Here is a 24,375-nt window from a genome sequence, read left to right on the forward strand (position 1 = left end):
ATCAGTTCCCGATTAGTTCGAGACCGCCTAGCGGTCCTTCATCCGACACATCTGACGTTCGCCTCACACATCACATCTGACCTGCGTCGCCGATCCCGATCCGTCGCCGATCGGCCGTCGCACACCTCACGCATCGCTTTTTCCGTCACGAAGCCACGAAGTGGGTACCCCTATGTCCGAAACAGCCGCCAAGGCTCCCGGCGCACCGGCACCGGCCGGTGACGCCAACCGCTGGAAAGCGCTCGTCTTCATCGCGCTCGCCCAGCTGATGGTCGTCCTCGACGCCACCATCGTGAACATCGCACTGCCCTCCGCCCAGACCGACCTGGGCATCTCCGACGGCAACCGGCAGTGGGTCGTCACGGCCTACGCCCTCGCCTTCGGCGGTCTCCTCCTCTTCGGCGGCCGGATCGCCGACCTGTGGGGCCGCAAGCGGGCCTTCGTCATAGGCCTGACCGGCTTCGCCGCCGCCTCCGCGCTCGGCGGTGCGGCGACCTCCGGCGCGATGATGTTCGGCGCCCGCGCCCTCCAGGGTGTCTTCGGCGCCATGCTCGCCCCGGCCGCGCTCTCCCTGCTCGCCGTGATGTTCACGGACGCCAAGGAGCGTGCCAAGGCCTTCGGTATCTACGGCGCGATCGCCGGTGGCGGCGGCGCCGTCGGCTTCATCCTGGGCGGTGTGCTCACCGAGTACCTGGACTGGCGCTGGACGTTCTTCGTGAACATCCCGTTCGCCATCGTCGCCGCGCTCGGCGCGTACTTCGTCATCCGTGAGCCGGAGGGCGGCCGCAACCGCAACCCGCTCGACATCCCCGGCGTGCTGCTCTCCACCCTCGGCCTGGTCTCCCTGGTGTACGGCTTCACCCGCGCCGAGTCCGACGGCTGGGGCGACGCCACCACCGTCGGCCTGTTCGTCGCCTCCGCGGTGCTGCTGATCGCGTTCGTCGTCACCGAGACCCGGGTCAAGGCCCCGCTGCTGCCGCTGCGCGTGGTCCTCGACCGCAACCGCGGCGGTATCTACCTCTCCCTCGGCATCGCGATCATCGCGATGTTCGGCACCTTCCTCTTCCTGACCTACTACCTCCAGGTCATCAAGGGCTTCTCGCCGATCAAGACCGGCTTCGCCTTCCTGCCGATGATCGCGGGCATGATGGTCGGCTCGACCCAGATCGGCACCCGGCTGATGACCCGGGTCCCGGCCCGGCTGCTGATGGGCCCCGGCTTCCTGGTCGCCGCGGCCGGCATGCTGGTCATGACCCAGATCGAGATCGGCTCGTCGTACGCCTCGACGATCCTGCCCGCGATGGTGCTGCTCGGTCTCGGCATGGGTACGGCGTTCATGCCGGCCATGTCCCTGGCCACGCTCGGCGTCGAGCCCCGGGACGCCGGTGTCGCCTCCGCGATGGTCAACACCTCGCAGCAGGTGGGCGGCGCCATCGGAACCGCCCTGCTGAACACGATCGCCGCGTCCGCGACGACGTCGTACATCAAGGACCACATCGCGACCGCGACGTCCAAGTCCCAGCAGCAGCTGGTCCAGATGGAGGGCGCGGTGCACGGCTACGCGAACGCGATCTGGATCGCCGCCGGCATGCTGGTGCTGGCCGCGGTGGTCGTGGTGACCTTCGTCAACGCGGGCCGGCAGGACACCACGCCGGTCGCCTCCGGTGAAGGCGCGGAGGACGAGGTGGCGATCCCGGTGGTCGCCCACTGAGCCTCTGAGCCACCCCTGGGTACCCGCGTCGCGGACCTGCCCCGGCTCCTCAGCGGAGCCAGGGCAGGTCCGCGCCCGCTTCGTCGGGCTGCAGGCCCTCGGCGACGATCTGCATGATCTCGCCGAGGGCCTGCTGCTGTTCCGGGGTCAGCCGCTCGAACAGCGCCTGCCGTACGGCGGCCACATGGCCCGGCGCGGTGCGCCGCAGCACCTCGATGCCCTCGTCGGTCAGCACCGCGAACTGGCCGCGCTTGTCGGAGGGGCAGTCCTCGCGCCGCACCCAGCCGTTCTTCTCCAGGCGGGCGATGGCGTGCGAGAGCCGGGACCGGGTGATCTTCGCGTTCATGGCCAGCTCGGTCATCCGCAGCCGCCGCCCGGGCGTCTCGGCGAGGCCGACGAGCAGGCCGTAGTAGATGTGCGGCATCCCCGCGTCCCGCTGCAGCTGACGGTCCAGATGGTCCTCCAGCAGGGTCGTGGCGTGCAGATACGAACGCCAGACGTGCTGTTCGTCGTCGGTGAGCCAGCGGTTCTGCACGGGGGCGGATGCGGATGCCGAATTCATGTGTCCCACTGTACGAGCCTTCTCCTTGAAGGTTAAACAAGTAAGGCGTAAGGTGTTGAACGGAAAGCTTGAGAGTTAAAATATCAGGGTTGAAGAAGAGGGCCGGGAAGAGGCCCGGAGGGAGCTGCCGTCATGACCGCCGCCGCCAAGGAGCGCATGCCCGCCCTCTATCTGAGCCACGGCGCGCCGCCGCTCGCCGACGACCCGGTCTGGCCCGGTGAACTCGCCGCCTGGAGCGCCGGCCTGCCCCGCCCCAAGGCGATCCTGATGGTCTCCGCCCACTGGGAGGAGGCACCCCTCGCCCTCGGCGCCGTGCAGCCCGTGCCCCTCGTCTACGACTTCTGGGGCTTCCCCGAGCACTACTACCAGGTCCAGTACGGGGCCCCCGGCGCACCGGAGCTCGCCGAGTCCGTGCGCAAGCTGCTGCGCGCCCCCGGCACCCCCGTACAGGACATCCCGGACCGCGGCCTCGACCACGGCGCCTATGTGCCCCTGGTGGAGATGTTCCCGGCCGCGGACATCCCCGTCCTGCAGATCTCCATGCCCACCCTCGACCCGGTCCGCCTGATGGAGATCGGCCGCAGGCTCGCCCCGCTGCGTGACGAGGGCGTGCTGATCGTCGGCTCCGGCTTCTTCACCCACAACCTGGCCGCCCTGCGCTACACGGGCAACGGCGTGCCGTCCTGGTCCTCCGAGTTCGACGACTGGGGCCACCGGGCGCTGGAGAACCGCGACTGGGACGCCCTGCTCGACTTCCTCGACAAGGCCCCGGCCGGCCGGTACGCCCACCCGCGCACCGAGCACTTCGCGCCGCTCTTCGTCACCATGGGCGCGGCGGAGGCCGGTGGCGAGCTGGACGCGCAGAAGTCGGTGATCGACGGGTTCTGGATGGGGATGGCGAAGCGGTCGGTGCAGTTCGGCTGAACAGCCCCGGCGGTGTCCTACAGGGGCTTCTCGTACCAGGCCACGTCCCAGTAGCGGCCGAACTTGCGGCCCACCTCGCGGTACGTGCCGACGTACCGGAAACCGAAACGCTCGTGCAGCCGGGCGGACGCCTCGTTCGGCTGCGCGATGCCCGCGTAGGCGCGGTGCAGGTCCTCGCCCGCCAGCGCCTCGAAGAGGGCCTTGTAGAGAAGCGTGCCGATACCGCGCCGGCCGGCGTCCGGGGTGACGTATACCGTCGTCTCGACCGAGGTGTGGTAGGCCGGTTTCACTCGGTAAGGGCTGGATGTGGCGTACCCGAGAATCTGCTGTGAGTCTGCCGATACGGCAACCTTCAGGCGGTACGGGCCGTCTTCCGGGTGGGAGAGCAGCCAAGGACGTCGCTCTTCCGGCGTGAAGGCCACCGTGTCGAATGTGATGGGCGTCTCACGTACGTAGTGGTTGTAGAGCTCTGTGAGGGCTTCGAGGTCCGCCTCGACTCCCGGCCTGACCTGCACCTCAGTACGTTCCGACGACATTCGGTCTCCTCACGTGGTCGCGCAGGATACTGCATGATCAGAAAAATCGGAGGACGGCGTGGGAATTCTGTCCGGATTCCAGTCGTTGTTTCCATCAGATGCAGGGCACTCGGCGAGAGTCCGAGGAGTTCCAGGAGTGGAGTTCCGCAGGGCGTCGAGTCGAGAACCCGGCAGCTGAAGCACCGACAGGACCACCCGCCCGCCCACCATCGCAAGGGAGCACGCATGGCAACCCGTGCCGTCGCCCGTCGTAAGACCGCCACTGGCGAGGCGGCCGACTCCACAAGCAGTGTTCGCGCCCGTGCCGTTCGCGGCCACGGCGGCGAGATCGCCGACCGTGATCTGGTCGGCATGTACCTCGACGAGATCGCGCGCACACCGCTGCTCGACGCCGCCAAGGAGGTCGAGCTGTCCCAGACCGTGGAGGCGGGTGTGTTCGCGCGGCAGGTCCTCGACGGCGAGGAGGAGTCCGCTTCGGACGCCACCCGCGAGGAACTGGAGGCGCTCGTCGCCGCAGGTGAGCGCGCGAAGGACGTCTTCATCCGCTCCAACCTCCGCCTGGTCGTGGCCGTCGCCCGACGCTACCCGCGCAGCGGTCTGCCCCTGCTCGACCTGATCCAGGAGGGCAACGCGGGCCTGGTGCGCGCCGTCGAGAAGTTCGACTACCGCAAGGGCTTCAAGTTCTCGACGTACGCCACCTGGTGGATCCGCCAGGCGATCACCCGTTCCATCGCGGACCAGTCCCGGACCATCCGGCTCCCCGTCCACCTGGTGGAGGAGCTCGGCCGGATCCGTCGTGTCCAGCGCGAGTTCAACCGGGAGAACGGCCGCGACCCGGAGCCCGCCGAGATCGCCACCGAGCTCGGCTCCACACCGGAGCGCGTCATCGACGTCCTCGACTGGGCCCGTGACCCGGTCTCCCTGAACATGTCGGTGGACGACGACGGCGACACCCAGTTCGGCGACCTCCTGGAGGACACGTCGGCGGTCAGCCCCGAGCAGTCCGTCCTCACCCTGCTGCGCAGCGAGGAGCTGGACGACCTCATCGGCCGTCTGGACCAGCGCACCGCCTCGATCATCAAGATGCGGTACGGCATCGAGGACGGCCGCGAGCGCACGCTGACCGAGGTCGGCAAGGAGCACGGGCTGACCCGTGAACGGATCCGCCAGATCGAGAAGCACGCACTTCTGGAGCTGAAGAAGCTGGCCCGCTCCACCGGGTTCGAGCCGGCGGCATAAGGGGGTTGTGAGGGGGCTGCGAGGGGGTTCGCGCAGAGGAGGCTCGCGCGCCTGGGGGCGCGCGAGACTCCGTTCGCACCGACCGCGTGCGCGGGGTGGCGGAAGACGGCGCAAACATGGCGCGGTACCGCCGCTTCAGCGCTCCGCGTGTAGGGAACAACCATTCAGGGCCGGGGAGTTGAGAGCCTCGGCCGTGACGGTCGGCTTTCTCGACCGGACCTCTGACGACGTTCTGGCGACCTTGTGACGATCCCTCGATGAGCCATGTCCCGACGCACCATCCCCCCGGCGCCGGGACTTTCCCGGAGCCGGGCTTCGGCGCCCATCCCCCCGGGTGCCGGAGCCCGGCTCCACGTTCTGAGCGTCCGGCGCCGCGCGTTCGCTCTGTTGCTCGGCCCAGTGCGTCTGCCCGGTTCGCTTTCTTCCGGACATGCTGGAACGGTGGTCCACCCCGTACCTGAACCACGGGGTGAACCACCGGATGGCAGATTCTGCCACAGCGGCATAGCCTGCCGAGGTGAGCACCCCCAGCACCGCCGGCAACACCCCCGAGCAGGCCGCCGCCCCTCTCTCCCTCATGGAACGACGCAAGGCGGAGACCCGCATGGAGATCGCCCGGGCGGCCGCGGGCCTCTTCGTACGGCAGGGACTGCGGGCCACCCGTGCCGAGGACATCGCGCAGGCCGCCGGTATCGCCCCCCGCACGTTCTACCGCTACTTCGCGACGAAGGAGGAGGCGGTCGCCCCGCTCTACGCGGCGGGCGCCCGGCGCTGGGCGGAGGCGGTGCGGTCGGCCCCGGCGGCCCTGTCCGTCCCCGAGGCCCTGGAACACGCGGTCCACCACACCCTGACCCCGGGCGCGGGTGTCTCCGCGGCCTCCTGGGAATGGGTCCGCACCCTGATCCACCTGGCCGACACCAGCCCGGCCCTGCGCAAGGTGTGGGCGGAGGTGTGCCAGTCCTCGGAAGATCTCCTGGCGTCGATCCTGGCGGAGCGCACCTCCCAGGACAACGTTGCCCCGGCCCCCCGCCTCCGCTTCACGGCGGCGGTGGCCGGCGCGGCCGTACGGGTGGCGGTGGAGTCCTGGGCCGCGAGCACGGCACCACCGTCGGGGGAGCAGGGGCCGAAGGCGCTGGCACTGCGGAACCTGAGGGCGTTGCGGGGGTTCGACTGGGCGGGGGAGCGGGCGTAACCGCCGACGAGCCCACGTCCCCCATCACCCGTCCTTCGTCCTCCATCCCCCACCGGACTCACGAGCCCCCGCCCGCCCGATTCAACCGTCCCCCCAACTCCCTTACGCACTGCATGAGTTCCGGGGGCTCCCGGACCACGAACTCACACCCCGTCATCGCGAACCGCACCGCCAGCCACTCCATCGGATCCCCGGTGGTCCCCCGGACGACACACCAGCCTTCGTCGCCTTCGGCACCTTCGTCCACCGGTGTCCCCAACCACCCCGGGACCCGGGCCGCCACCTCCGTCACCGTCCCGGCGAACGCGACCACAAACTCGTACGTCTCCTGCTGCCGTTGGATCGACCGCCGCAGAAATTCCGCCGCACTCCCGGTCGGCATCTCCCGCGGAGCGAACCGTGCCCCGGTGGCGAACGGCTCGCTCACCCGGTCGACGCGGAACGTCCGCCAGTCGTCGCGATCGAGGTCGTACGCCACGAGGTACCAGCGCCGTCCGGTCGACACCAGCCGGTACGGCTCCGCCTGCCGCCGTGTCCCGCTCCCGTCCGCCGCCCGGTAGGCGAACCGCAACCGCTCCCGCCCCGCGACCGCCGAGGCCATCACGGTGAGTGTCTCGGGTGCGATGCTCGCCCCGTCCCCCATCGTCAGCGGTGTGGTCGCGGCCTGCAGCGTGGTCACCCGGTGCCGCAGCCGGGCCGGCAGCACCTGCTCCAGCTTCGCCAGCGCCCGTACGGACGCCTCGTCGACCCCCTCGACCGCGTGCCCGGCCCCGGCCCGCAGCCCGACCGCGATGGCCACGGCCTCCTCGTCGTCGAGGAGCAGCGGTGGCATCGCCTTCCCGGCGACCAGCCGGTAGCCCCCGTCGGCCCCCTTGCTGGCCTCCACGGGATAGCCCAGCTCCCGCAGCCGGTCGATGTCCCGCCGCACGGTACGCCGGGACACCCGGAGCCGCTCGGCGAGTTCGCCCCCTGGCCACTCACGGGGCGTCTGAAGAAGGGAGAGAAGCTGAAGAAGCCGAGCCGGAGTGTCCGTCGTCATGCGTCCGAGGATGCCCTACGACTAGGACGGGATCTGTCCTAATCGGCTCCTAGATTGACGGCATGACTTCCACCGACGTCGACACCGACGCCCGATCCGTACCCGACCGAACCCGTTGGCTGGCCCTGGCCATCGTCATGACCGCCGCCTTCATGGACCTCGTCGACGTCACCATCGTCAATATCGCGATCCCCTCCATCCAGCGGGATGCCGGCGCCTCCTTCAGCCAGATCCAGTGGATAACCGCCGGCTACGCCCTCGCCTTCGCGGCCGGTCTGATCACCGGTGGTCGTCTCGGCGACATTCACGGCCGTAAACGGCTGTTCCTCTTCGGGGTCGCCGGCTTCACCCTCGCCTCGGCCCTGTGCGGCTTCGCCGCGAACCCCGGGATGCTGGTCGCCTCCCGCATCCTCCAGGGCGGCATGGCGGCGATGATGGTCCCGCAGGTCCTCTCGATCGTGCACGCCACCTTCCCGGCCCATGAACGCGGCAAGGTCTTCGGCCTGTTCGGCGCGATCGTCGGCCTGGGCGCGGTCTCCGGCCCGCTGCTCGGCGCCCTGCTCACCGAGTGGAACCTCTTCGGTCTCGAATGGCGCCCGATCTTCCTCATCAACCTCCCGGTCGGCATCGCGGCCCTTCTCCTCGGCCGCCGTTACATCAGCGAATCCAAGGCGCCGCACGCGCTGAAACTGGACCTGGCCGGCGTGGCCCTGGTGACCCTCGGCCTGCTGATGCTGCTCTACCCGCTGACCCGCGGCCGCGAGCTCGGCTGGCCGCTGTGGGGGTACCTGTCGATGGCCGGGTCGCTCGTCGTCTTCGGTGTGCTCGTCGCATACGAACGCAGGAAGGCCGCCCGTGACGGCTCGCCCCTCATCGAACCCTCCCTCTTCAAGGTGAAGAGCTTCGCCGCCGGCATCGCCGTCCAGACCGTCTTCGGTGTCGCGCTCGGTGTGTTCTTCCTGGTCTGGACGCTGTACATGCAGATCGGTCTCGGCTGGACCCCGCTGCATGCCGGCCTGACCGGGGTGCCGTTCTCCATCGCCGTCTCCGTCGCGGCCGGCCTGTCCGTGCAGAAACTGGTCCCGCGCTTCGGCCGCAAGGTGCTCCAGGCCGGCGCCCTGGTGATGGGCCTCGGCGTGCTGCTCTACGTCTGGGAGTCCGACCACTACGGCCTCGCCATCGCCTCCTGGCAGATGGCACTGCCCCTGGTCGTGATGGGCCTGGGCATGGGGCTGATCGTCGCCCCGCTGACGGACGCGGTGCTGTCGGAGGTGCCGCGCGAGCACGCCGGTTCCGCCTCCGGTCTGATCAACACCGTGCAGCAGATGGGCAACGCGCTCGGCCTCGGCCTGGTCTCGGTCGTCTTCTTCGGTGTCATCGGGGACCGGCTCACCTCCGCCCAGGTCGGCCCGGCCTTCGCACACGCCTTCCGGCACGCACTGCTCTGGGTGGCCGCCGTCATGGCCGTGATGTTCCTGCTGATGTGGGCCCTGCCCAAGCATCCTGCGCAGCACCTGGAGGGCGGCGACGGTACGGACGAGCCGCTCCCGGCGCCGGAGGCGGAACCCGAACTCGTCCACTGACCAGCGGCGAAGGGCCCGGTACCGGAAGGTGCCGGGCCCTTCCGCATGCGCCGGGAAGTCCGATCGTGCCCGATTGAGGTCCGAACCTGTTTACTTTCCGGAAATCCGGGCGTAGCCTCCCAGCGAAACCACAAGTTCGGGCACAAGTCGGACGCAGTCGGACATCGGCCGGACGACGGACGGACTCGGTCGGGCATCGGCCGACGTATCGTGAAGCGGAGGCGCAGGGGCATGTACGCACCGGAGCGGCAGCAGGAGATCCTCCGGCTCGCCCGTGACGGCGGCCGGGTGGACGTCGTGTCGCTCGCCGAGGAGTTCCAGGTCACCGCGGAGACGATCCGCCGCGACCTGAAGGCCCTCGACCGCGCCGGCCTCGTCCGCCGTGTGCACGGCGGTGCCATCCCGGCCGGACGCCTCGACTTCGAGCCGGACCTCGCCGAACGCGAGTCCACCTCGGCCGACGAGAAGGACCGCATTGCCAAGGCCGCCGTCTCGGAACTGCCGACCGAGGGCACCCTGATCCTCGACGCCGGTTCGACGGTCGCCCGCCTCGCCGCGGCCATCCCGCTGGAGGCGGAACTCACCGTCGTCACCCACAGCCTTCCGATCGCGGCCCGCCTCGCCGACCACCCGGGCATCCAGCTCCACCTGGTCGGGGGGCGCGTACGGCACCGTACGCGCGCCGCCGTGGACGCCTGGGCGCTCCGTGCGTACAGCGAGATCCGCGCGGACGTCCTCTTCGTGGCCGCCAACGGCTTCTCCGCCGAGCAGGGCCTCACCACCCCCGACCTCGCCGAGGCCGCGGTCAAGCGGGCGGCCGTCGCCGCGGCCCGCCGGGTGGTCCTGCTCGCCGACTCCGCCAAGCACGGCCAGGAGCACTTCGCCCGCTTCGGCGACCTGGGCGACGTGGACCTGCTGATCACCGACAGCGGACTGAGCCCCGAGGACGCCGCCGCCATCGAGCGCGGCGGCACGGAAGTAGTACGAGCATGAGCACCACGCACAACGCGAGCGCCACGAGCGCCGGCGCCACGAACGGTACGGGCATGATCCTCACCGTCACCCCCAACCCCTCCCTCGACCGCACCTACGAGGTCCCCGCCCTGGAGCGCGGCGAGGTCATCCGCGCCACCGGCGAACGCATGGACCCCGGCGGCAAGGGCGTGAACGTCTCCCGCGCGGTCGCGGCCGCCGGATGGCGCACGGTCGCCGTACTGCCCCTGGGCGGTGCGCCGGGGGCGCTGGTCGCCGACCTGCTCGACGCGCAGGGCATCGAGGTCGCGCCGGTACCGGTCGCCGGTGCCACCCGCTCCAACATCGCGCTCGCGGAGTCCGACGGGGTGCTCACCAAGATCAACGCGCCGGGTCCTGAACTCTCCGCGGAGGAGCAGGAGCTCCTTCTCGGCACGGTTCGCGAGCAGTCCCGCGACGCCGACTGGATCGCGTGCTGCGGCAGCCTGCCCCGCGGGCTCGCACCCTCCTGGTACGCCAATGTCGTCGCCCGGGTGCACGCCGGGGGCGCGCGCATCGCGCTGGACACCTCGGGACGCGCGCTGCTCGAAGCGCTGCGTGAGCGGCCCGACGTGGTGAAGCCGAACGCCGAGGAGCTCGCGGAAGCCGTCGGGCGCCCCCTGGCGACGGTGGGCGACGCGCTCAAGGCGGCCGAGGAGCTGCGCGGCATGGGCGCACGCGCCGTGCTCGCCAGCCTGGGCGCCGACGGCCAGCTCCTCGTGGAGGACGCGGGCACCTGGTTCGCGAGCGCCCGTGTGGACGCCGTCCGCAGCAACGTCGGCGCCGGCGACTCCTCCCTCGCCGGCTTCCTCATCGCCGGCGGCAGCGGCCCGAAGGCCCTCGCCTCCGCCGTCGCCCACGGCGCCGCCGCCGTCCAGCTGCCCGGCAGCGTGATGCCCACCCCGGCCGACCTGGACCCCACGGCGGTGACCGTCACCGACCGCGTCCCCGTCGACCGCGAACTGACAGAGCCGGTGTCATGAACGTCCAGACCGTGGATACGACGACCCGTGCGGACGCGCTCCTCCCCGGCGCAGCCCGCCGACAACCGGCCCAGGAGCGGCGAGGTCCCTCGTTACTCGCCGCGCCGACGGGCCGTCGGGGCACCCTGAGCCGCCCCGCCGTCCCCGGGAGGCGGGGCTTCCCCGGCCCCGTCTCCCACCCCGCCCCCCACGGCACCCCCGTCCCCACCCCCACCCCCGCCCACCCCACACTCCGGGCGATACGCGTGCATAGGAGCCCGCGATGAGCGACATGATCACCGCGGACCTGGTCGATCTCGACCTGTCCGCCGACTCCAAAGAAGCGGCGGCGCGCGCCCTCGCCGAGCGCATGGTGGCCCTGGGCCGGGTGACCGACCTGGACGGCTTCCTCGCCGACGTGGCCGCCCGCGAAGCCCAGATGCCCACCGGCCTCGACGGCGGCATCGGCATCCCGCACTGCCGCAGCGCCCATGTCACCGAGCCGACGCTTGCCTTCGGGCGCAGCGCCGCCGGCGTCGACTTCGGCGCGGCCGACGGCCCCGCCGACCTCATCTTCCTGATCGCGGCTCCCGCCGGCGCCGACGACGCCCACCTCACGATCCTCTCCTCGCTGGCCCGCCAGCTGATGAACAGCGAGTTCACGGACGCGCTGCGGTCGGTGGGCGACGCGGAGACGGCGGCGGCGCTGATCCGCGGCGACGAGAAGCCTGCGACCCCTGCGGCCGAGGGCACCGCGAGCGCCTCCCAGAACACCGCTGCGGCGCCGGCGGCGGCCTCCGCCGGCACCGCAGCGGCCAGCACGAGCACGGGCGCGGGTTCGGACACGGGTTCGGGTGCGGGCTCGGAGGCGGGCGAGCGCCCCTTCCGTATCGTCGCCGTCACCTCCTGCCCGACCGGCATCGCCCACACCTACATGGCGGCCGAGTCCCTGGAGAACGCGGGCCGCGAGGCGGGCGTCGAACTCGTCGTCGAGACGCAGGGCTCGGCCGGCTTCACCCGGCTCGACCCCGAGGTCATCGCGGCGGCGGACGGCGTGATCTTCGCGCACGACGTCCCGGTGCGCGAGAAGGACCGCTTCGCCGGCAAGCCCACCATCGACGTCGGCGTGAAGGCGGGCATCAACCGTCCCGCCGAGCTGATCGGCGAGGTCCGCGAGCGGGCGGCCCGCGGTGAGGTCACCTCCGGTTCCGCGCCGTCCACGCCGGTCGAACGCGCCGGTGACGCCGGCGAGGGCTACGGCACCAAGCTGCGCAAGTGGCTGATGTCCGGCGTGAGCTACATGGTTCCGTTCGTCGCGGCCGGCGGTCTGCTGATCGCCCTCGGCTTCGCCATCGGCGGCTACAAGGTCAACAAGGCGCCGTCGGTCATGGACCACTTCGTGTGGACCCAGGGCGACAGCTGGGCCGCGCTGCTCTTCCAGATCGGTGTCGTCTCCTTCGGCTTCCTGGTCCCGGTCCTCGCGGGCTACATCGCCTACGGCATGGCGGACCGCCCCGGTCTGGTCCCCGGTTTCGTGGGCGGCATGATCGCGTCCACCATCAACGCGGGCTTCCTCGGCGGCCTGGTCGCCGGTCTGCTGGCCGGTGGCGTGGTGATGGGGATCCAGAAGATCAACATCCCTACGGCGCTGCGCGGCATCATGCCGGTGGTGGTGATCCCGCTGATCTCCTCGGCGATCGTCGGGTTCCTGATGTTCGTCGTGGTCGGCAAGCCCATTGCCTCCGCCCAGAAGGGCATGACCGACTGGCTGAACGGCCTCTCCGGCTCCAACGCCATCCTGCTCGGCGCCCTGCTCGGCCTGATGATGTGCTTCGACCTCGGCGGCCCGGTCAACAAGGTCGCGTACACCTTCGCCACCGCCGGTATCGCGGTCTCCAACCCCAGTGACTCCGCGATGAAGATCATGGCGGCGGTCATGGCGGCCGGCATGGTCCCGCCGCTGGCGATGGCCCTCGCGACCACCGTGCGCGGCAAGCTCTTCACCCAGACCGAGCGCGAGAACGGCAAGGCCGCCTGGGTGCTGGGCGCCTCCTTCATCTCCGAGGGCGCCATCCCGTTCGCCGCGGCCGACCCGCTGCGCGTCATCCCGTCCTCGATGGTCGGCGGCGCGATCACCGGCGCCCTGTCGATGGCCTTCGGCGCCACCCTGCGCGCCCCGCACGGCGGCATCTTCGTGGTCCCGCTGATCGGCAACCCGTTCCTCTACCTGATCGCCATCGCCGCCGGCGTCTGCGCGACCGCGGCCCTGGTCGTCATCCTGAAGGGCATGCGCAAGCCGGCCCAGCAGACCACGGCGGGCGGCTCCGCGGGCGGTGCCGCCGCCGGCGCGAAGGAGGACAGGCAGCCGGTCGCGGCCTGATCGACCGCACCCCTCTTGTCCCTTTGATTCGCTGTGAGTTGTTCACGGCACCTGCGAGATACGTCACGGTCCGGGGCCAAAGTCCCGGACCGTGGTGTGTACTGGGATGCATGCCTGAGCACGCCTCGACCTTCCAGCTGATCGGCTTCGCCGCGCTCACTCTGGCGACCGTCGCCTGGGCGGTCGTCGTGACGCGTCTGCTGCGCCGCAACCGCCGTGAGGCCATTGCCTGGCACGCCGCGCGTACCGTGCCCGCCTTCCCGCACCAGCACCCGGAGGCCGGCCCGTCACGGGAGTCCGTCGAACTGACCCCGGCCGAACAGGACGCCTTCGCGGGCCTGGTCCGGCGCCTGGGCGGCCGCTGACCGGCCACCTCGCCGACAGGTCCTGGGCCTCCGGCAGGTCCTGGGCCTGCCGCGCCGGCAGCTCCTAGGCCTGCCGGGCCGCCCGCCGCTCCATCGCGTCCCGGGCCGCGTCCTCCGTCGGATACACCTCGCACATGTGCCGGCCGTCCTCGGTCGCCGTGTGCTCGACCTCCCACAGGGACAGCTCCCGGCCGTCACGCAGCAGGAACGCGTGCTCGTAGAGCGAGAAACTCAGACCCGCCCGGCCGGCCCGCCCCGGACGCCCGAACGCCTGCGTGATCTGGTGCGCGAACGCCGTCGTCAGCGCCTGGGTCGTCGCCGTGTCCGGCCGGTCGGCGTTCTCCGCGCGGCGCAGCAGCCGGCGTGCGTGGTCCGCCGAGTCGTCCGGCACATACACATGCCGGGGCTCGGGGACCGGCGCCGCCGTCGTCATCAGCACCGGCAGCTCGAAGTCCGGGGCGTCCAGCGGTAACGGCAGCCGCGCGGTCGCGGCCCGCAGCTCCTCCTCGTCGACGTACACCTCGTGCTGCGGTTCGCTGCCCGGTGCCGTGTTGTGCACGAGCTCCCACAGGGTGACCGCCGAGCCGTCGGCGAGCAGCCAGGTGTGCCGGTACGTCTCCCGGTGCAGCCCCGCGCTGTGGTGCGCGGAGTGCAGTGAACTGTCGTGCGCCAGGGCGCAGTCCAGCTGCCTTATGGCTTCGTCGGGCAGCTCGAAGGAGTTCAGGGCACTGCCGAGAAGCCGCGCGAGGTGCTCCTCCGGAGACTCGGGCGACTCGGCTGGTTCGTACGCTGCCGTCTCGTACGGAACGCTCAAGGTTTCTCCCGGCGTTGCTGCATGTCACCTTGTGGGTGCATACCGTAGCCCCTCGGTCGGACATCATGTCCGGGAACCGAGAAAACGTACGCCGGGAAAACTCGCGGGCCGCGCGAAAAGTTCCCGCGCGGCCCGACGAACCGTCAGAACCGGCCGGTCAGGCCGCGCTTCCCGCGGTCCACTCGCTCCACGACAGGTTCCACCCGTTGAGCCCGTTGTCCGGCTGCACGGTCTTGTCGGGCGAGTTCTTCACGATCACGACGTCCCCGACGAGCGAGTTGTCGTAGAACCACTTGGCCGTCGTGTCACCCTGCGCGCCCTGCACGTCCGCCATTCCCACACAGCCGTGGCTGGTGCCCTGCTGCCCGAACGGCGGGTTGGACTTGTTGTACCAGTAGTTCCCGTGGATGAACGTCCCCGACGTCGTCAGCCGCATCGCGTGCGGCACGTCCGGGATGTCGTACTCCCCGCCGAGGCCGACCGTCTGGCTGTTCATCCGGGTCTGGGTGAACTTCTCGGAGATCACCATCTGCCCGTTGTACGTCGTGTGCTCCGGGCTGCCCGTGGACACCGGCACCGACTTGAGGAGCTTGCCGTCCCGCATCACGGTCATGGTCTGCGTGTTCGCGTCCACCGTGGAGACCTGCGAACGTCCGACGGTGAAGGTCACCGTCTTCTTCTGCACCCCGTAGACGCCGTTCGCGCCCTCGACCCCGTCCAGGTCGATCTTCATCGTGACCTTGGAGCCGGCCTTCCAGTAGTCCTGCGGCCGGAAGTCCAGCCGCTGCGACCCGAACCAGTGCCCCACCACCTGCTGGCCGCTGCTGGAGGTGACCGTGATGTGCGACTGCACGGCCTTCCTGTCGGTGATGACCTTGTCGAAGTCGAACGACACCGGCATCCCGACACCGACCGTCGTCCCGTTGTCCGGTGTGTACGTCCCGATGTAGCTGTTCGCCGAGTTGACGGTGGTGAAGATGGAGTTGGCCGCCGCCGTGAGCCCCTTGGCGTCCTTCGCGGTCGCCGATATCTCGTACTTCGTGCCGCGCTCCAGCTGCTCCTTCGGCTTCCAGGTGCTGCCGTCCGCCGAGACGGTGCCGGCCACGGCCTGCCCCGACCCCGACACGGTCATCTTCACGTCGGCCAGCTTGCCGCCGCTGACCTGCACGCCGGTCGTGTTGATGGACGCGCCGGTCGAGCCGTCCTTCGCCGAGATCGCGATCTTCGCCGTGGACGTCTTGGCGGCGCTGTCCTGCCCGCCCTTGCCGTCGTCGGTTTTGGCGTCGGCGTTGCCGCCGCAGGCGGTGAGGGTGAGGGTGCCGACCAACAGGGCGGCACAGGCCCCCAGTGCGCGCCGCGCTGAAATGTTCGGCGTTGTCACGGGCTGCTCCAGGTTCTTGTGATGTGCGTGATCCGTGCCAGTGCGTGGGGAAAGAGGCCGGAGGCCCCAGTCGGGGTTCCCTCCGGCGCTCGCTGACGCCATCACGTGACAGAACCAGGACAATCGACAGGTACCCGCAAGGATTTGGGCGGGACTCTCGCCGCCGTCACCGCGTCCCGTACAACTCCCGGTACGACGGCCACACTCCGCCCGGCCCGGCCACCGGCTCGGCGGCCCGCACCGCCCGCACGATCGCCCGCGTCACCAGGTCCGCGCCCGCCGCGAGGATCTCGTTGAGCGCCAACGGGCTCGCGTCCAGCGGGCGGGCGCCCGTCGCCAGCGCGAACACCGTGTCCCCGTCGTGCAGCAGGTGCACCGGACGAACGGCGCGCGCGATCCCGTCGTGCGCCGTCCCGGCCAGCTTCTGCGCCTGCGCCTTGGAGAGTTCGGCGTCGGTCGCGACCACCGCGAGGGTGGTGTTGAGCGGCGGGAGCCCGTTCTGGGCGGCGGCCTCGGCGAGCCGCCGGCGCGCCGCCTCGTGCACGCGCTCCTCGGGGTACTCCACCCGCCCCTGGAACAACTCCCCGTACAACACGCCCGTTTCGGGGTCCAGCACCTCGCCGGCGGCGTTGGCCACCACCAGTGCGGCCACCGTGATCCCCGAGTCCAGCACGGTGCTCGCGCTGCCCACCCCGCCCTTCAGCCCGCCGGCCACCGCGCCTGTACCGGCGCCCACGCACCCCTCCCGTACCGGCGCCCCCGGCGCGCTCGCCGCGGCCTCCTCGACCGCCGCCCGCCCCGCAGCCGCGTCCGGCCGGGCCCGGAAGTCCCCGCCCCGCCCCAGGTCGAAGATGCAGGCGGCGGGCACCACCGGCACGACATGCGCCGGATCCGGCCCCACCCGCACCCCGCGCCCCCGCTCCTCCAGCCAGGCCATCACCCCGGACGCCGCGTCCAGCCCGTAGGCGCTGCCGCCCGTGAGCACGATCGCCTCCGCCCGCTGCACCAGGTTGCGCGGGTCGAGCGCGTCCGTCTCCTTGGTGCCCGGACCGCCGCCGCGCACGTCCACGGCGGCGACCGCGCCCCCTTCGGGAGCGAGCACGACCGTGGTGCCGGTGAGCCGGCCGTCGCCCCTGAGGGTCGCGTGCCCGACCCGCAGCCCGGTCACATCCGTCAATGCGTCAACTGTCATGACGGCCAGTCTGCCCAGCCCGCCACGGTTGCGAAGCGGCCGGGAGGCGGTGCGGAGGCGGTCAGGAGGCGGCCGCGGTGGCGTCCGCCGGGCGCCCGGGGCGGGTCGCGCGCGCCGTCAGGGTCGTCCCGGTCGCCACCGCCAGCGCCGACACGACACCCGCCGCCGGCACCGCCCAGTCGCCCAGGAAGGTGCAGCAGATCACCAGCAGCGCCGTGACCGGCAGCACCAGCTGCTGGGCGATGCCGATCTTGAAGTGGCGCGAGTGCAGCGCCCACACGGTCAGCAGGTACAGCGCCGTCGGCAGGGTCACGGCAGCCGAGGCGGCGAGCGTGGAGATGTGTGCCTTGCCGACCGCCTCCTCGACGGCCACCTCCAGGCCCGCGCCGATCGAGGCCGCCGCCGAGAAGATCAGGTAGTGGCCGTAACCCCACAGGAACGACTGCCTGTTGGAGCGCAGATGGCCGCTGATCGGCACCACGAAGTAGATCCACCACGCGGAGAAGACGATCAGCAGGCCGCCCGCCGCGATCGGCAGCAGTTCGCCCAGCGCGTCGTGCTCGGCGACGGCCGACTTCACGGCGACCGTCGCCGCCGAGATGGTCTCCCCGAGCACGATGATCGTGAACAGCCCGTAGCGCTCGGCGATGTGGTGCGGATGCCAGGAGGTCGTGTAGTCCTTCTCCGCGTACAGCGGGACGCACATCTCGGCGATCGCCATCACCAGGAACACCCAGGCGCGCGCGTGCTCCGGCAGCAGCACCAGCCCCAGCCAGCCGACCATGCACAGCAGCACGCCGCCCGCGTACCGCAGCGCCATGGTCCGCTCCGCGCCGTCGGCCCATCGCGCGGCCCTCAGCCACTGCCCGGCCATCGCCAGCCGCATGATCACATAGCCCAGCCAGACCACCAGGTAGTCGTGGACCGTGAACGCCTGCGAGATACCGGCCGCCAGCACCAGGACACCGGCGATCTGGACCAGGGTGACGACCCGGTAGAGCGCGTCGTCGTTGTCGTACGCCGAGGAGAACCAGGTGAAGTTCATCCAGGCCCACCAGATCGCGAAGAACTGCATCGCGTAGTTCAGGACGCCGCCGCCCGCGTGCCCCGCCGCGACGGCGTGCATCAGCTCCCCGCCCGCCTGCGCGATGGCCACCACGAAGCACAGGTCGAAGAAGAGCTCGAGCGGCGAGGCCACGCGGTGGGCCTCGTCGCGCCCGCGCGCGGTGAGCCGGCGCAGCGGCCGGAGGGGCTGGGGCGCGCCATGGGAGGCGGGCGCCGGAGTGGAACTCGACGTCATGCCCCCCAGCAGAGCAGAAAACCGCGGCGATATCGCGTGCGGGGGCCGGTAGCGGGGCCTGCGGAGGCGGCTCGCCCGGGGCGGCGCCGGGTGCGCCGTACCCTTGTGGCATGAGTACCGCCCCCGAGCCCGCCTCCGCGCCCGAGCCGCGTGACCCGAAGGCTGCGCTGATCTTCGACGACCCGCTGGACCGGCAGTCCTCGGACGACACGGACCGCGGGTGGGGCGAGCGCCCGGCGGGGGACTCCGCGGCCGACCTCAAGCGCTTCCTCGACGAGAAGCCGCCCCACCACCTGTGATCCCGCCCCGGCGAGGCCCTGGTCAGCGTTCGTAGCGGCCCTGCGTACCCCGCTGCGCGACCAGCTCGTCGCGGATCTGCTTGAGCACCTCCAGCTCGGTCACCTCCATGACCTCGTGCGTGCCCTCGCGCGCCTTGCGGCGGGCCTCCACCCGGGCCAGGTACTTGGCCATCGGCAGGACCATCAGGAAGTACACGACCGCCGCGGTGATCACGAAGTTCAGCGCGGATCCGAGGACCGAGCCCCACATCAGCTGGATGCCGTGGCTTCCATGGCAGGACGAGCTCAGGCATGAGCTGTAGTTGTCGAGGCTCGTCGTGCCGACCGCGCCGACCAGCGGGTTGATGAGCCCCTTCACCACCGAGTTGACGATGTTGGTGAAGGCGGCGCCGATGACCACCGCGACTGCCAGATCGACGACGTTGCCGCGCATCAGGAAGGCCTTGAAGCCGTTCCAGATGCTCGGTTCGTTCTTCGCGCTCACCTCGGGGACTCTCCTCGTGTGCACAGGGTGTGGAACAAAGTGCTCCGCAACCTACGTCACCGTGCCGCCATTCGGCCCCATCCAGTAGCTCGAATGAGCGATTTGACATCATTCGGCCGATAAATTTCCCCAGGCTGTTCAGCACAACGTCACCGCCAGCCGGGTCGTGGCGCTCGCGCCGACCAGCCGCGCCGCCGTTGCGCGCGGCACCGAGAGCACGACCAGCGCCCCGCTCTCCGCGCTCCCGCCGGCCGGCTCCGGCACTTCCGTGACCCGCACCCCGCGCGCGACCACCCGGGCCTCCCCGCCCGAGGCGGGATCCCCGGCTGCGATGACGTCCACCCGGTCACCGGGGCGCAACAGCCGGACGGTGGCCGCGTCGGCGATCCGCACCGGCGCCGTCACCATGTCCACGGGCGGGACGTGCCGTCGTTCCGGCTGGGCGGCCGGATGCCCCCGGGCCCGCTCGGCGCGCAGGGGATCCGGGGCGGCACGCGGCCCGGCCGCGACGAGCGCCGCCGTCACCGCCAGGCCGGCGGCGAGGGCCCGCCTGCGGTGGCGCAGCAGCCGTTGCAGCCGATACCGCACGCCGCGTACGCGCACCGGGTCGAAGTGCGGGACCTTGCAGGTGGCGGGGGCGTCCGTGCCGGGCGGGCCCGGGGCACGGAGGGGAGACGGAAGAGCGGGGGAGGGGGACGGGGGAACGGACATGTGGATCACCGCCTGCGACGAGGAATCGGCTTGCGGGACCACGATGAGGTCTCGCGCCGAAACGCGCCGGAGCCGGTGCGCTACCGACCGGTTGTGGAAAACTCCGTCACCCCGAGGGCTAGGGCAGCTCGAACCCCGGATCCATACCGCCGAGCGCGCTCGTGCACAGACAGTCCCGTGCCGTGTTCTCCGGCAGGGCCGCCACCGCGTCGAACAGCACACCCCGCAGCCGGTCCACGTTCGCCGCGAACACCTGGAGCACCTCGTCGTGCGAGACGCCCTCGCCGCTCTCGGCACCCGCGTCCAGGTCGGTGACCAGCGTCAACGACGTGTAGCAGAGCTCCAGTTCGCGGGCGAGCGCCGCCTCCGGGTGACCGGTCATGCCCACCACGGACCAGCCCTGCGCCCGGTGCCACAGCGATTCGGCGCGGGTCGAGAAGCGCGGCCCCTCGATCACGACCAGGGTGCCCCCGTCCACCGGCTCCCAGTCCCGGCCGCGGGCCGCCTTGAGCGCCGCGGCCCGCCCGGCGGGGCAGTAGGGGTCGGCCAGGGACACGTGCACCACGTTCGGCACGGCGCCGTCGGGCAGCGGGAGCCCGTCGAAGTACGACTGGGCCCGGGACTTCGTACGGTCCACCAGCTGGTCCGGCACGAGCAGCGTGCCCGGACCGTACTCGGGGCGCAGCCCGCCCACCGCGCACGGGCCGAGCACCTGGCGCACGCCGACGGAGCGCAGCGCCCAGAGGTTGGCCCGGTAGTTGATGCGGTGCGGCGGCAGATGGTGGCCGCGACCGTGACGGGGCAGGAAGGCGACCCGGCGGCCGGCGATCTCGCCGAGGAAGAGGGAATCGCTGGGCGGCCCGTAAGGGGTGTCGACCTGGACCTCGGTCACCTCGTCGAGGAACGAGTAGAAGCCGGAGCCGCCGATTACGCCGATCTCTGCGTTCACCATGCTCAGCACACTAGCTGGCCGCCCGAGCGCGCAGGAGCCGATGCCGGGGAACACCTCGTACCCCGCCGTCGGGCGACGGCGGGGTCCGGGAGGAGGAGTTTCAGGCGGCGGAGCTGCTGGCCGAGCCGGACGACGAAGATGACGACGTCGAGGACGACGACTTCGAGTCGGACGAGGCGGAGCCCGACGAGGACGACGTCTTCGAGTCCGACGACGTGGAGCCCGACGACTTCGACGCGGGGCTGCTGCTCGACGAGGAGCCGCGGCTGTCGTTGCGGTAGAAGCCAGAGCCCTTGAAGACAATGCCGACCGCGGAGAACACCTTCTTCAGGCGGCCACCGCAGTTGGGGCACTCGGTCAGGGCGTCGTCGGTGAACTTCTGCACCGCCTCGAGGCCCTCGCCGCACTCGGTGCACTGGTACTGGTAGGTCGGCACTGTCTTCCTCCTGGCACTCTCACTCGATGAGTGCTAACGACGATCCATAGTGACGTATTCCGGGGGATCAGTCCACCGTCACCGGCACTCGGTGACCGACGCCACGTGCGACGGTACGGTTCCGGGGCCGGGTGAGCAGCCGTGAACGCAGCGCGAAGAGGGTCACCAGGGCGAGCAGGGTGCCGGCCATCGGCACCAGGAACCCGGCACCGCCCCCCAGGCGGTCCTCCAGCTGTCCGGCGACGGTCACCGCGGCCGCCTGGCCGAGCGCCACCGCGCCGGTCAGCCAGGTGAACGCCTCCGTGCGGGAGCCGGCCGGGACCAGGCTCTCGACCAGCGTGTAGCCGGTGATCAGCGCGGGCGCGATGCACATGCCGACCAGCAGACCGAGGCCGGCCAGGACGAGCACCGAGTGGGACGTCCACAGCGCCGACGCGGTCAGCGCGAGCGCCGTGTAGCCGACGAGCAGGCGCCGGTGCGGGGCGGCCTTCCAGACGATCGCGCCGCAGACGATGCCGGAGAGCATGTTCCCCGCGGCGAAGGTGCCGTACAGGACGCCGTTCAGGCCGGGCTCGCCGATCGACTCGGTGAACGCCGCGAGGGAGACCTGCATACCGCCGAAGACGGACCCGATGCCCAGGAAGGCCACGACCAGCACCCGCACGCCGGGGACACGGAGCGCGGAGGCGTGCTGCACGCGCGCGTGGCCGGTGCCGGACACCTGCGGCTGGGTGCTCTTCCGCGCGGCGAACAGCAGGCCGCCGACCAGAGTCAGCGCGGCCTCCGTGACCAGGCCCGCGGCCGGTGCGACGGTGGTGCACAGGGCGGTCGCGAGCAGCGGGCCGAAGACGAAGGTGAGCTCGTCCGTGACGGACTCGAAGGCGGCCGCGGTGGACATCAGGGGCGAGTCCTGGAGCTTGACGCCCCAGCGGGCGCGCACCATGGGGCCGATCTGCGGCACCGAGGCGCCGGTCGGCACGGCCGCCGCGAACAGTGCCCACAGGGGTGCGTGCGCCAGCGCGAGCGCCGTCAGACCGAGGCCCGACAGCGTGTGCACGAGGACTCCGGGGATCAGCACCGCGCGCTGCCCGTAGCGGTCGGCGAGACGGCCGCTGTAGGGCGCGAACAGCGCCATGGAGACGCCGGTGACCGCCGCGGCGGCGCCCGCGGCGCCGTACGAGCCGGTGGTGTGCTGCACGAGCAGCACGATGGAGATGGTGAGCATCGCGAACGGCTGGCGCGCCGCGAAACCGGGGAGCAGGAACGTCAAGGCGCCGCGGGTGCGCAGCAGCTGTCCGTATCCCGGGCGGGGCGGCGCCGCCGGGTTCTCCGACGGCTCGGTGGTGACCGTGGACTCCACGGCCCGTGCCTTTCTGCCGCCTGGTAGCGCGCCCGTGCGGGGGCGCCGAGAGCTGTCCTCTTGCGCGGAACTGCGGTAGATACCGGCGCCCACTGCGAGGAGTGATCCGGCCGCCATACGGTCGCGCCAGCTCTGCGTCAGGCAGAGTTGGTTCGATCAGGGTGCTTTCATCGTACAGGCGGCAAGGCCTTGTCCACCTGTGAAAACGGGCACCACGGGGTCCGTTCGCCTGGGATTGAGGGTGGTGTGAACCCCCCGAAACACGCCCTTAACGCGCGTTCGTGGTCGGCTAACGCGTGTTCGCGCCCAGCCAGCCCGCCAGCTTGCCGCCGTGCCCGACCGCGCGCAGGCGCCGTTCCGCCGCGTCCCGCACCGGGTCGGTGGCGACCACGAGGAGTTCGTCCCCGAGGCGCAGCACCGTCGTGGGCAGCGGGACAAACGATTTTCCTTCGCGGACGACCAGGGTGACGGCGGCCCCGGCAGGCAGCCGCAGCTCGTTGACCTCGACGCCGTGCATCCGTGAGCCCTCGGGGATCGAGACGGACAGCAGATGTCCGCGCAGCCGCTCCAGGGGCGCGGACTCGATGCCGAGGTCGGCGGCCTCCGGGCCCTCGCCGAGCCGCAGCTTGCCTGCCAGCCAGGGCAGCGTCGGCCCCTGGACGAGGGTGTAGACGACGACCAGGACGAAGACGATGTTGAAGATGCGGTGGCTGGTGTCGACGCCGTTCACCATCGGGATCGTCGCCAGGATGATGGGGACGGCGCCGCGCAGTCCGGCCCAGGACATCAGGGTCTGCTCCCCCCAGGGCACCCGGAACGGCGCGAGACTGACGATCACGCTCAGCGGCCGCGCCACCATGGTGAGCACCAGCCCGATGATCAGGGCGGGCAGGAAGTCGTCGCCGAGCTCGTGCGGGGTGACCAGCAGGCCGAGCAGTACGAACATGCCGATCTGGGCGATCCAGCCGAGTCCCTCGGCGAAGCCGCGCGTGGCGGGCCAGTGCGGCAGCTTGGCGTTGCCGAGCACCATGGAGGCGAGGTAGACCGCGAGGAAGCCGCTGCCGTGCGCGAGCGCGCCGGCGGCGTAGGCCGTGACCGCGATGGCCATCACGGCGATCGGGTAGAGGCCGGAGGCGGGCAGGGCGACGTGCCTGAGGCCCCAGGCGCCGAGCCAGCCGACCGCGAGGCCGATGGCCGCGCCGATGGCCAGTTCCGTGGCTATCTCGCCCAGCAGCACGTACCAGTGCTCGACCGGTCCCGCCGTGGAGAAGGCGACGACCAGGATGACCACCGGGGCGTCGTTGAAGCCGGACTCCGCTTCCAGCGTGCCCGTCACGCGCGCGGGCAGGGGGATGCGCCGCAGCACCGAGAACACCGCCGCCGCGTCCGTCGAGGACACCACCGCTCCGATGATGAGCGCCTGCCGCCATTCCAGCCCGACGAGATAGTGCGCGCCCGCCGCGGTGACGCCGACGCTCACGCCGACCCCGACGAGGGCCAGCATGGAGGCCGACGCCAGGACGGGTTCGACCTCCTTCCACTTCGTGCCGAGGCCGCCCTCGGCCAGGATCACGACCAGGGCCGCGTACCCGATGACCTGGGTCAGCTCGGCGTTGCTGAAGTGGATGTTCCCGATGCCGTCCTGGCCCATGAGGACGCCGATCCCCAGGTAGACGAGCAGGCTGGGGAGCCCGCTGCGCGAGGAGATCCGGACCGCCGCGACGGCGACGAGCAGGACCAGGGAGCACACGAGCAGGAGCTGGTTGAGGTGGTGGACGGTCAGCGGCGGTTCCCTTCCTTGGCTCCCGCGCGGGCGGCGCGGAAGCTCACGTACACAAGACCCGAGGATGCGGCACTCCGCACCCTAGTTACTTCGTTACCTTACCTAACTCTTGACGCTTTCTTGACGCTTCCCCAGGCAAGATCGAACGTCCGTGCTCGC

General features: G+C 71.1%; 23 protein-coding genes. 10 read left to right on the forward strand and 13 right to left on the reverse strand.

Annotation, left to right across the window (positions count from 1 at the left end):
* Positions 1–172 precede the first annotated feature (172 nt).
* Positions 173–1,711, forward strand: coding sequence for an MFS transporter (locus tag EDD90_RS31770; RefSeq protein ID WP_123976328.1), 1,539 nt, complete (start codon positions 173–175; stop codon positions 1,709–1,711).
* 49 nt (positions 1,712–1,760) lie between these two features.
* On the opposite strand, the gene EDD90_RS31775 is transcribed toward EDD90_RS31770, so the two are convergent.
* On the reverse strand, positions 1,761–2,273 hold the full coding sequence (locus EDD90_RS31775; RefSeq protein ID WP_123976329.1) for a MarR family winged helix-turn-helix transcriptional regulator: 513 nt from the start codon (positions 2,271–2,273) through the stop codon (positions 1,761–1,763).
* A gap of 132 nt (positions 2,274–2,405) precedes the next feature.
* On the opposite strand from EDD90_RS31775, the gene EDD90_RS31780 reads away from it, so the two are divergent.
* Entirely contained in the window at positions 2,406–3,197 is a 792-nt protein-coding gene (locus tag EDD90_RS31780; protein WP_123976330.1) for a dioxygenase, read from the forward strand.
* A 17-nt stretch (positions 3,198–3,214) separates the two neighbouring features.
* Here the strand turns inward: EDD90_RS31780 and EDD90_RS31785 are convergent, their stop codons facing one another.
* Positions 3,215–3,733: a GNAT family N-acetyltransferase gene (locus EDD90_RS31785; protein WP_123976331.1), complete on the reverse strand. Its 519-nt coding sequence runs from the start codon at positions 3,731–3,733 to the stop codon at positions 3,215–3,217.
* A gap of 225 nt (positions 3,734–3,958) precedes the next feature.
* Here EDD90_RS31785 and EDD90_RS31790 point away from each other — a divergent pair, with 225 nt between their 5' ends.
* Together EDD90_RS31790 and EDD90_RS31795 are read left to right on the forward strand one after the other, a co-directional pair.
* A complete protein-coding gene (locus EDD90_RS31790; RefSeq protein ID WP_123976332.1) occupies positions 3,959–4,972 on the forward strand; it encodes an RNA polymerase sigma factor RpoD/SigA in 1,014 nt (337 codons plus the stop codon).
* A gap of 604 nt (positions 4,973–5,576) precedes the next feature.
* Positions 5,577–6,164 (forward strand): TetR/AcrR family transcriptional regulator, encoded by a 588-nt coding sequence (locus EDD90_RS31795; protein ID WP_123981883.1) that lies wholly within the window; start codon positions 5,577–5,579, stop codon positions 6,162–6,164.
* Between the two features lie 58 nt (positions 6,165–6,222).
* On the opposite strand, the gene EDD90_RS31800 is transcribed toward EDD90_RS31795, so the two are convergent.
* Entirely contained in the window at positions 6,223–7,203 is a 981-nt protein-coding gene (locus EDD90_RS31800; RefSeq protein ID WP_123976333.1) for a YafY family protein, read from the reverse strand.
* A 62-nt stretch (positions 7,204–7,265) separates the two neighbouring features.
* Here EDD90_RS31800 and EDD90_RS31805 point away from each other — a divergent pair, with 62 nt between their 5' ends.
* From EDD90_RS31805 to EDD90_RS31825, 5 genes are all read left to right on the forward strand, one after another.
* On the forward strand, positions 7,266–8,786 hold the full coding sequence (locus tag EDD90_RS31805; RefSeq protein WP_123976334.1) for an MFS transporter: 1,521 nt from the start codon (positions 7,266–7,268) through the stop codon (positions 8,784–8,786).
* A gap of 231 nt (positions 8,787–9,017) precedes the next feature.
* Positions 9,018–9,779: a DeoR/GlpR family DNA-binding transcription regulator gene (locus tag EDD90_RS31810; RefSeq protein ID WP_123976335.1), complete on the forward strand. Its 762-nt coding sequence runs from the start codon at positions 9,018–9,020 to the stop codon at positions 9,777–9,779.
* A gap of 53 nt (positions 9,780–9,832) precedes the next feature.
* Positions 9,833–10,780 carry a 1-phosphofructokinase gene (gene pfkB, locus EDD90_RS31815; RefSeq protein ID WP_123981885.1) on the forward strand — a complete coding sequence of 316 codons (948 nt, stop codon included), beginning with the start codon at positions 9,833–9,835 and terminating at the stop codon, positions 10,778–10,780.
* Between the two features lie 262 nt (positions 10,781–11,042).
* A complete protein-coding gene (locus EDD90_RS31820) occupies positions 11,043–13,139 on the forward strand; it encodes a fructose-specific PTS transporter subunit EIIC (RefSeq protein WP_123976336.1) in 2,097 nt (698 codons plus the stop codon).
* A 110-nt stretch (positions 13,140–13,249) separates the two neighbouring features.
* Positions 13,250–13,504 carry a hypothetical protein gene (locus EDD90_RS31825; protein WP_123976337.1) on the forward strand — a complete coding sequence of 85 codons (255 nt, stop codon included), beginning with the start codon at positions 13,250–13,252 and terminating at the stop codon, positions 13,502–13,504.
* A 64-nt stretch (positions 13,505–13,568) separates the two neighbouring features.
* Here the strand turns inward: EDD90_RS31825 and EDD90_RS31830 are convergent, their stop codons facing one another.
* The 4 genes from EDD90_RS31830 to EDD90_RS31845 all read right to left on the reverse strand — a co-directional run bounded on the left by EDD90_RS31830 (position 13,569) and on the right by EDD90_RS31845 (position 18,191).
* Entirely contained in the window at positions 13,569–14,318 is a 750-nt protein-coding gene (locus EDD90_RS31830) for a DUF6227 family protein (RefSeq protein WP_123976338.1), read from the reverse strand.
* A gap of 157 nt (positions 14,319–14,475) precedes the next feature.
* Positions 14,476–15,699: an Ig-like domain-containing protein gene (locus EDD90_RS31835; protein ID WP_123976339.1), complete on the reverse strand. Its 1,224-nt coding sequence runs from the start codon at positions 15,697–15,699 to the stop codon at positions 14,476–14,478.
* Positions 15,700–15,865: 166 nt separating this feature from the next.
* Positions 15,866–16,891, reverse strand: coding sequence for a P1 family peptidase (locus tag EDD90_RS31840; RefSeq protein WP_123976340.1), 1,026 nt, complete (start codon positions 16,889–16,891; stop codon positions 15,866–15,868).
* Between the two features lie 61 nt (positions 16,892–16,952).
* The gene (locus EDD90_RS31845; protein ID WP_123976341.1) at positions 16,953–18,191 is read right to left on the reverse strand and encodes a low temperature requirement protein A; all 1,239 of its coding nucleotides are present in this window, start codon (positions 18,189–18,191) and stop codon (positions 16,953–16,955) included.
* Positions 18,192–18,301: 110 nt separating this feature from the next.
* Here EDD90_RS31845 and EDD90_RS31850 point away from each other — a divergent pair, with 110 nt between their 5' ends.
* Entirely contained in the window at positions 18,302–18,490 is a 189-nt protein-coding gene (locus EDD90_RS31850; RefSeq protein WP_123976342.1) for a hypothetical protein, read from the forward strand.
* A 22-nt stretch (positions 18,491–18,512) separates the two neighbouring features.
* Here the strand turns inward: EDD90_RS31850 and mscL are convergent, their stop codons facing one another.
* The 6 genes from mscL to EDD90_RS31885 all read right to left on the reverse strand — a co-directional run bounded on the left by mscL (position 18,513) and on the right by EDD90_RS31885 (position 24,282).
* Positions 18,513–18,974: a large conductance mechanosensitive channel protein MscL gene (gene mscL / locus EDD90_RS31855; RefSeq protein ID WP_123976343.1), complete on the reverse strand. Its 462-nt coding sequence runs from the start codon at positions 18,972–18,974 to the stop codon at positions 18,513–18,515.
* Between the two features lie 138 nt (positions 18,975–19,112).
* The gene (locus tag EDD90_RS31860; protein WP_123976344.1) at positions 19,113–19,685 is read right to left on the reverse strand and encodes an RcpC/CpaB family pilus assembly protein; all 573 of its coding nucleotides are present in this window, start codon (positions 19,683–19,685) and stop codon (positions 19,113–19,115) included.
* Between the two features lie 118 nt (positions 19,686–19,803).
* Positions 19,804–20,637, reverse strand: a complete 834-nt coding sequence (locus EDD90_RS31865) for an S-methyl-5'-thioadenosine phosphorylase (protein ID WP_123976345.1) — start codon at positions 20,635–20,637, stop codon at positions 19,804–19,806.
* Between the two features lie 100 nt (positions 20,638–20,737).
* The gene (locus EDD90_RS31870) at positions 20,738–21,073 is read right to left on the reverse strand and encodes an FmdB family zinc ribbon protein (protein ID WP_123976346.1); all 336 of its coding nucleotides are present in this window, start codon (positions 21,071–21,073) and stop codon (positions 20,738–20,740) included.
* Between the two features lie 67 nt (positions 21,074–21,140).
* The gene (locus EDD90_RS31875) at positions 21,141–22,433 is read right to left on the reverse strand and encodes an MFS transporter (protein ID WP_123976347.1); all 1,293 of its coding nucleotides are present in this window, start codon (positions 22,431–22,433) and stop codon (positions 21,141–21,143) included.
* Positions 22,434–22,722: 289 nt separating this feature from the next.
* Positions 22,723–24,282 carry a potassium/proton antiporter gene (locus EDD90_RS31885; RefSeq protein WP_123976348.1) on the reverse strand — a complete coding sequence of 520 codons (1,560 nt, stop codon included), beginning with the start codon at positions 24,280–24,282 and terminating at the stop codon, positions 22,723–22,725.
* Between the last annotated feature and the right edge of the window lie 93 nt (positions 24,283–24,375).

This window comes from Streptomyces sp. Ag109_O5-1, from assembly GCF_003814875.1.
GTDB classification, from domain to species: Bacteria; Actinomycetota; Actinomycetes; order Streptomycetales; family Streptomycetaceae; genus Streptomyces; species Streptomyces sasae.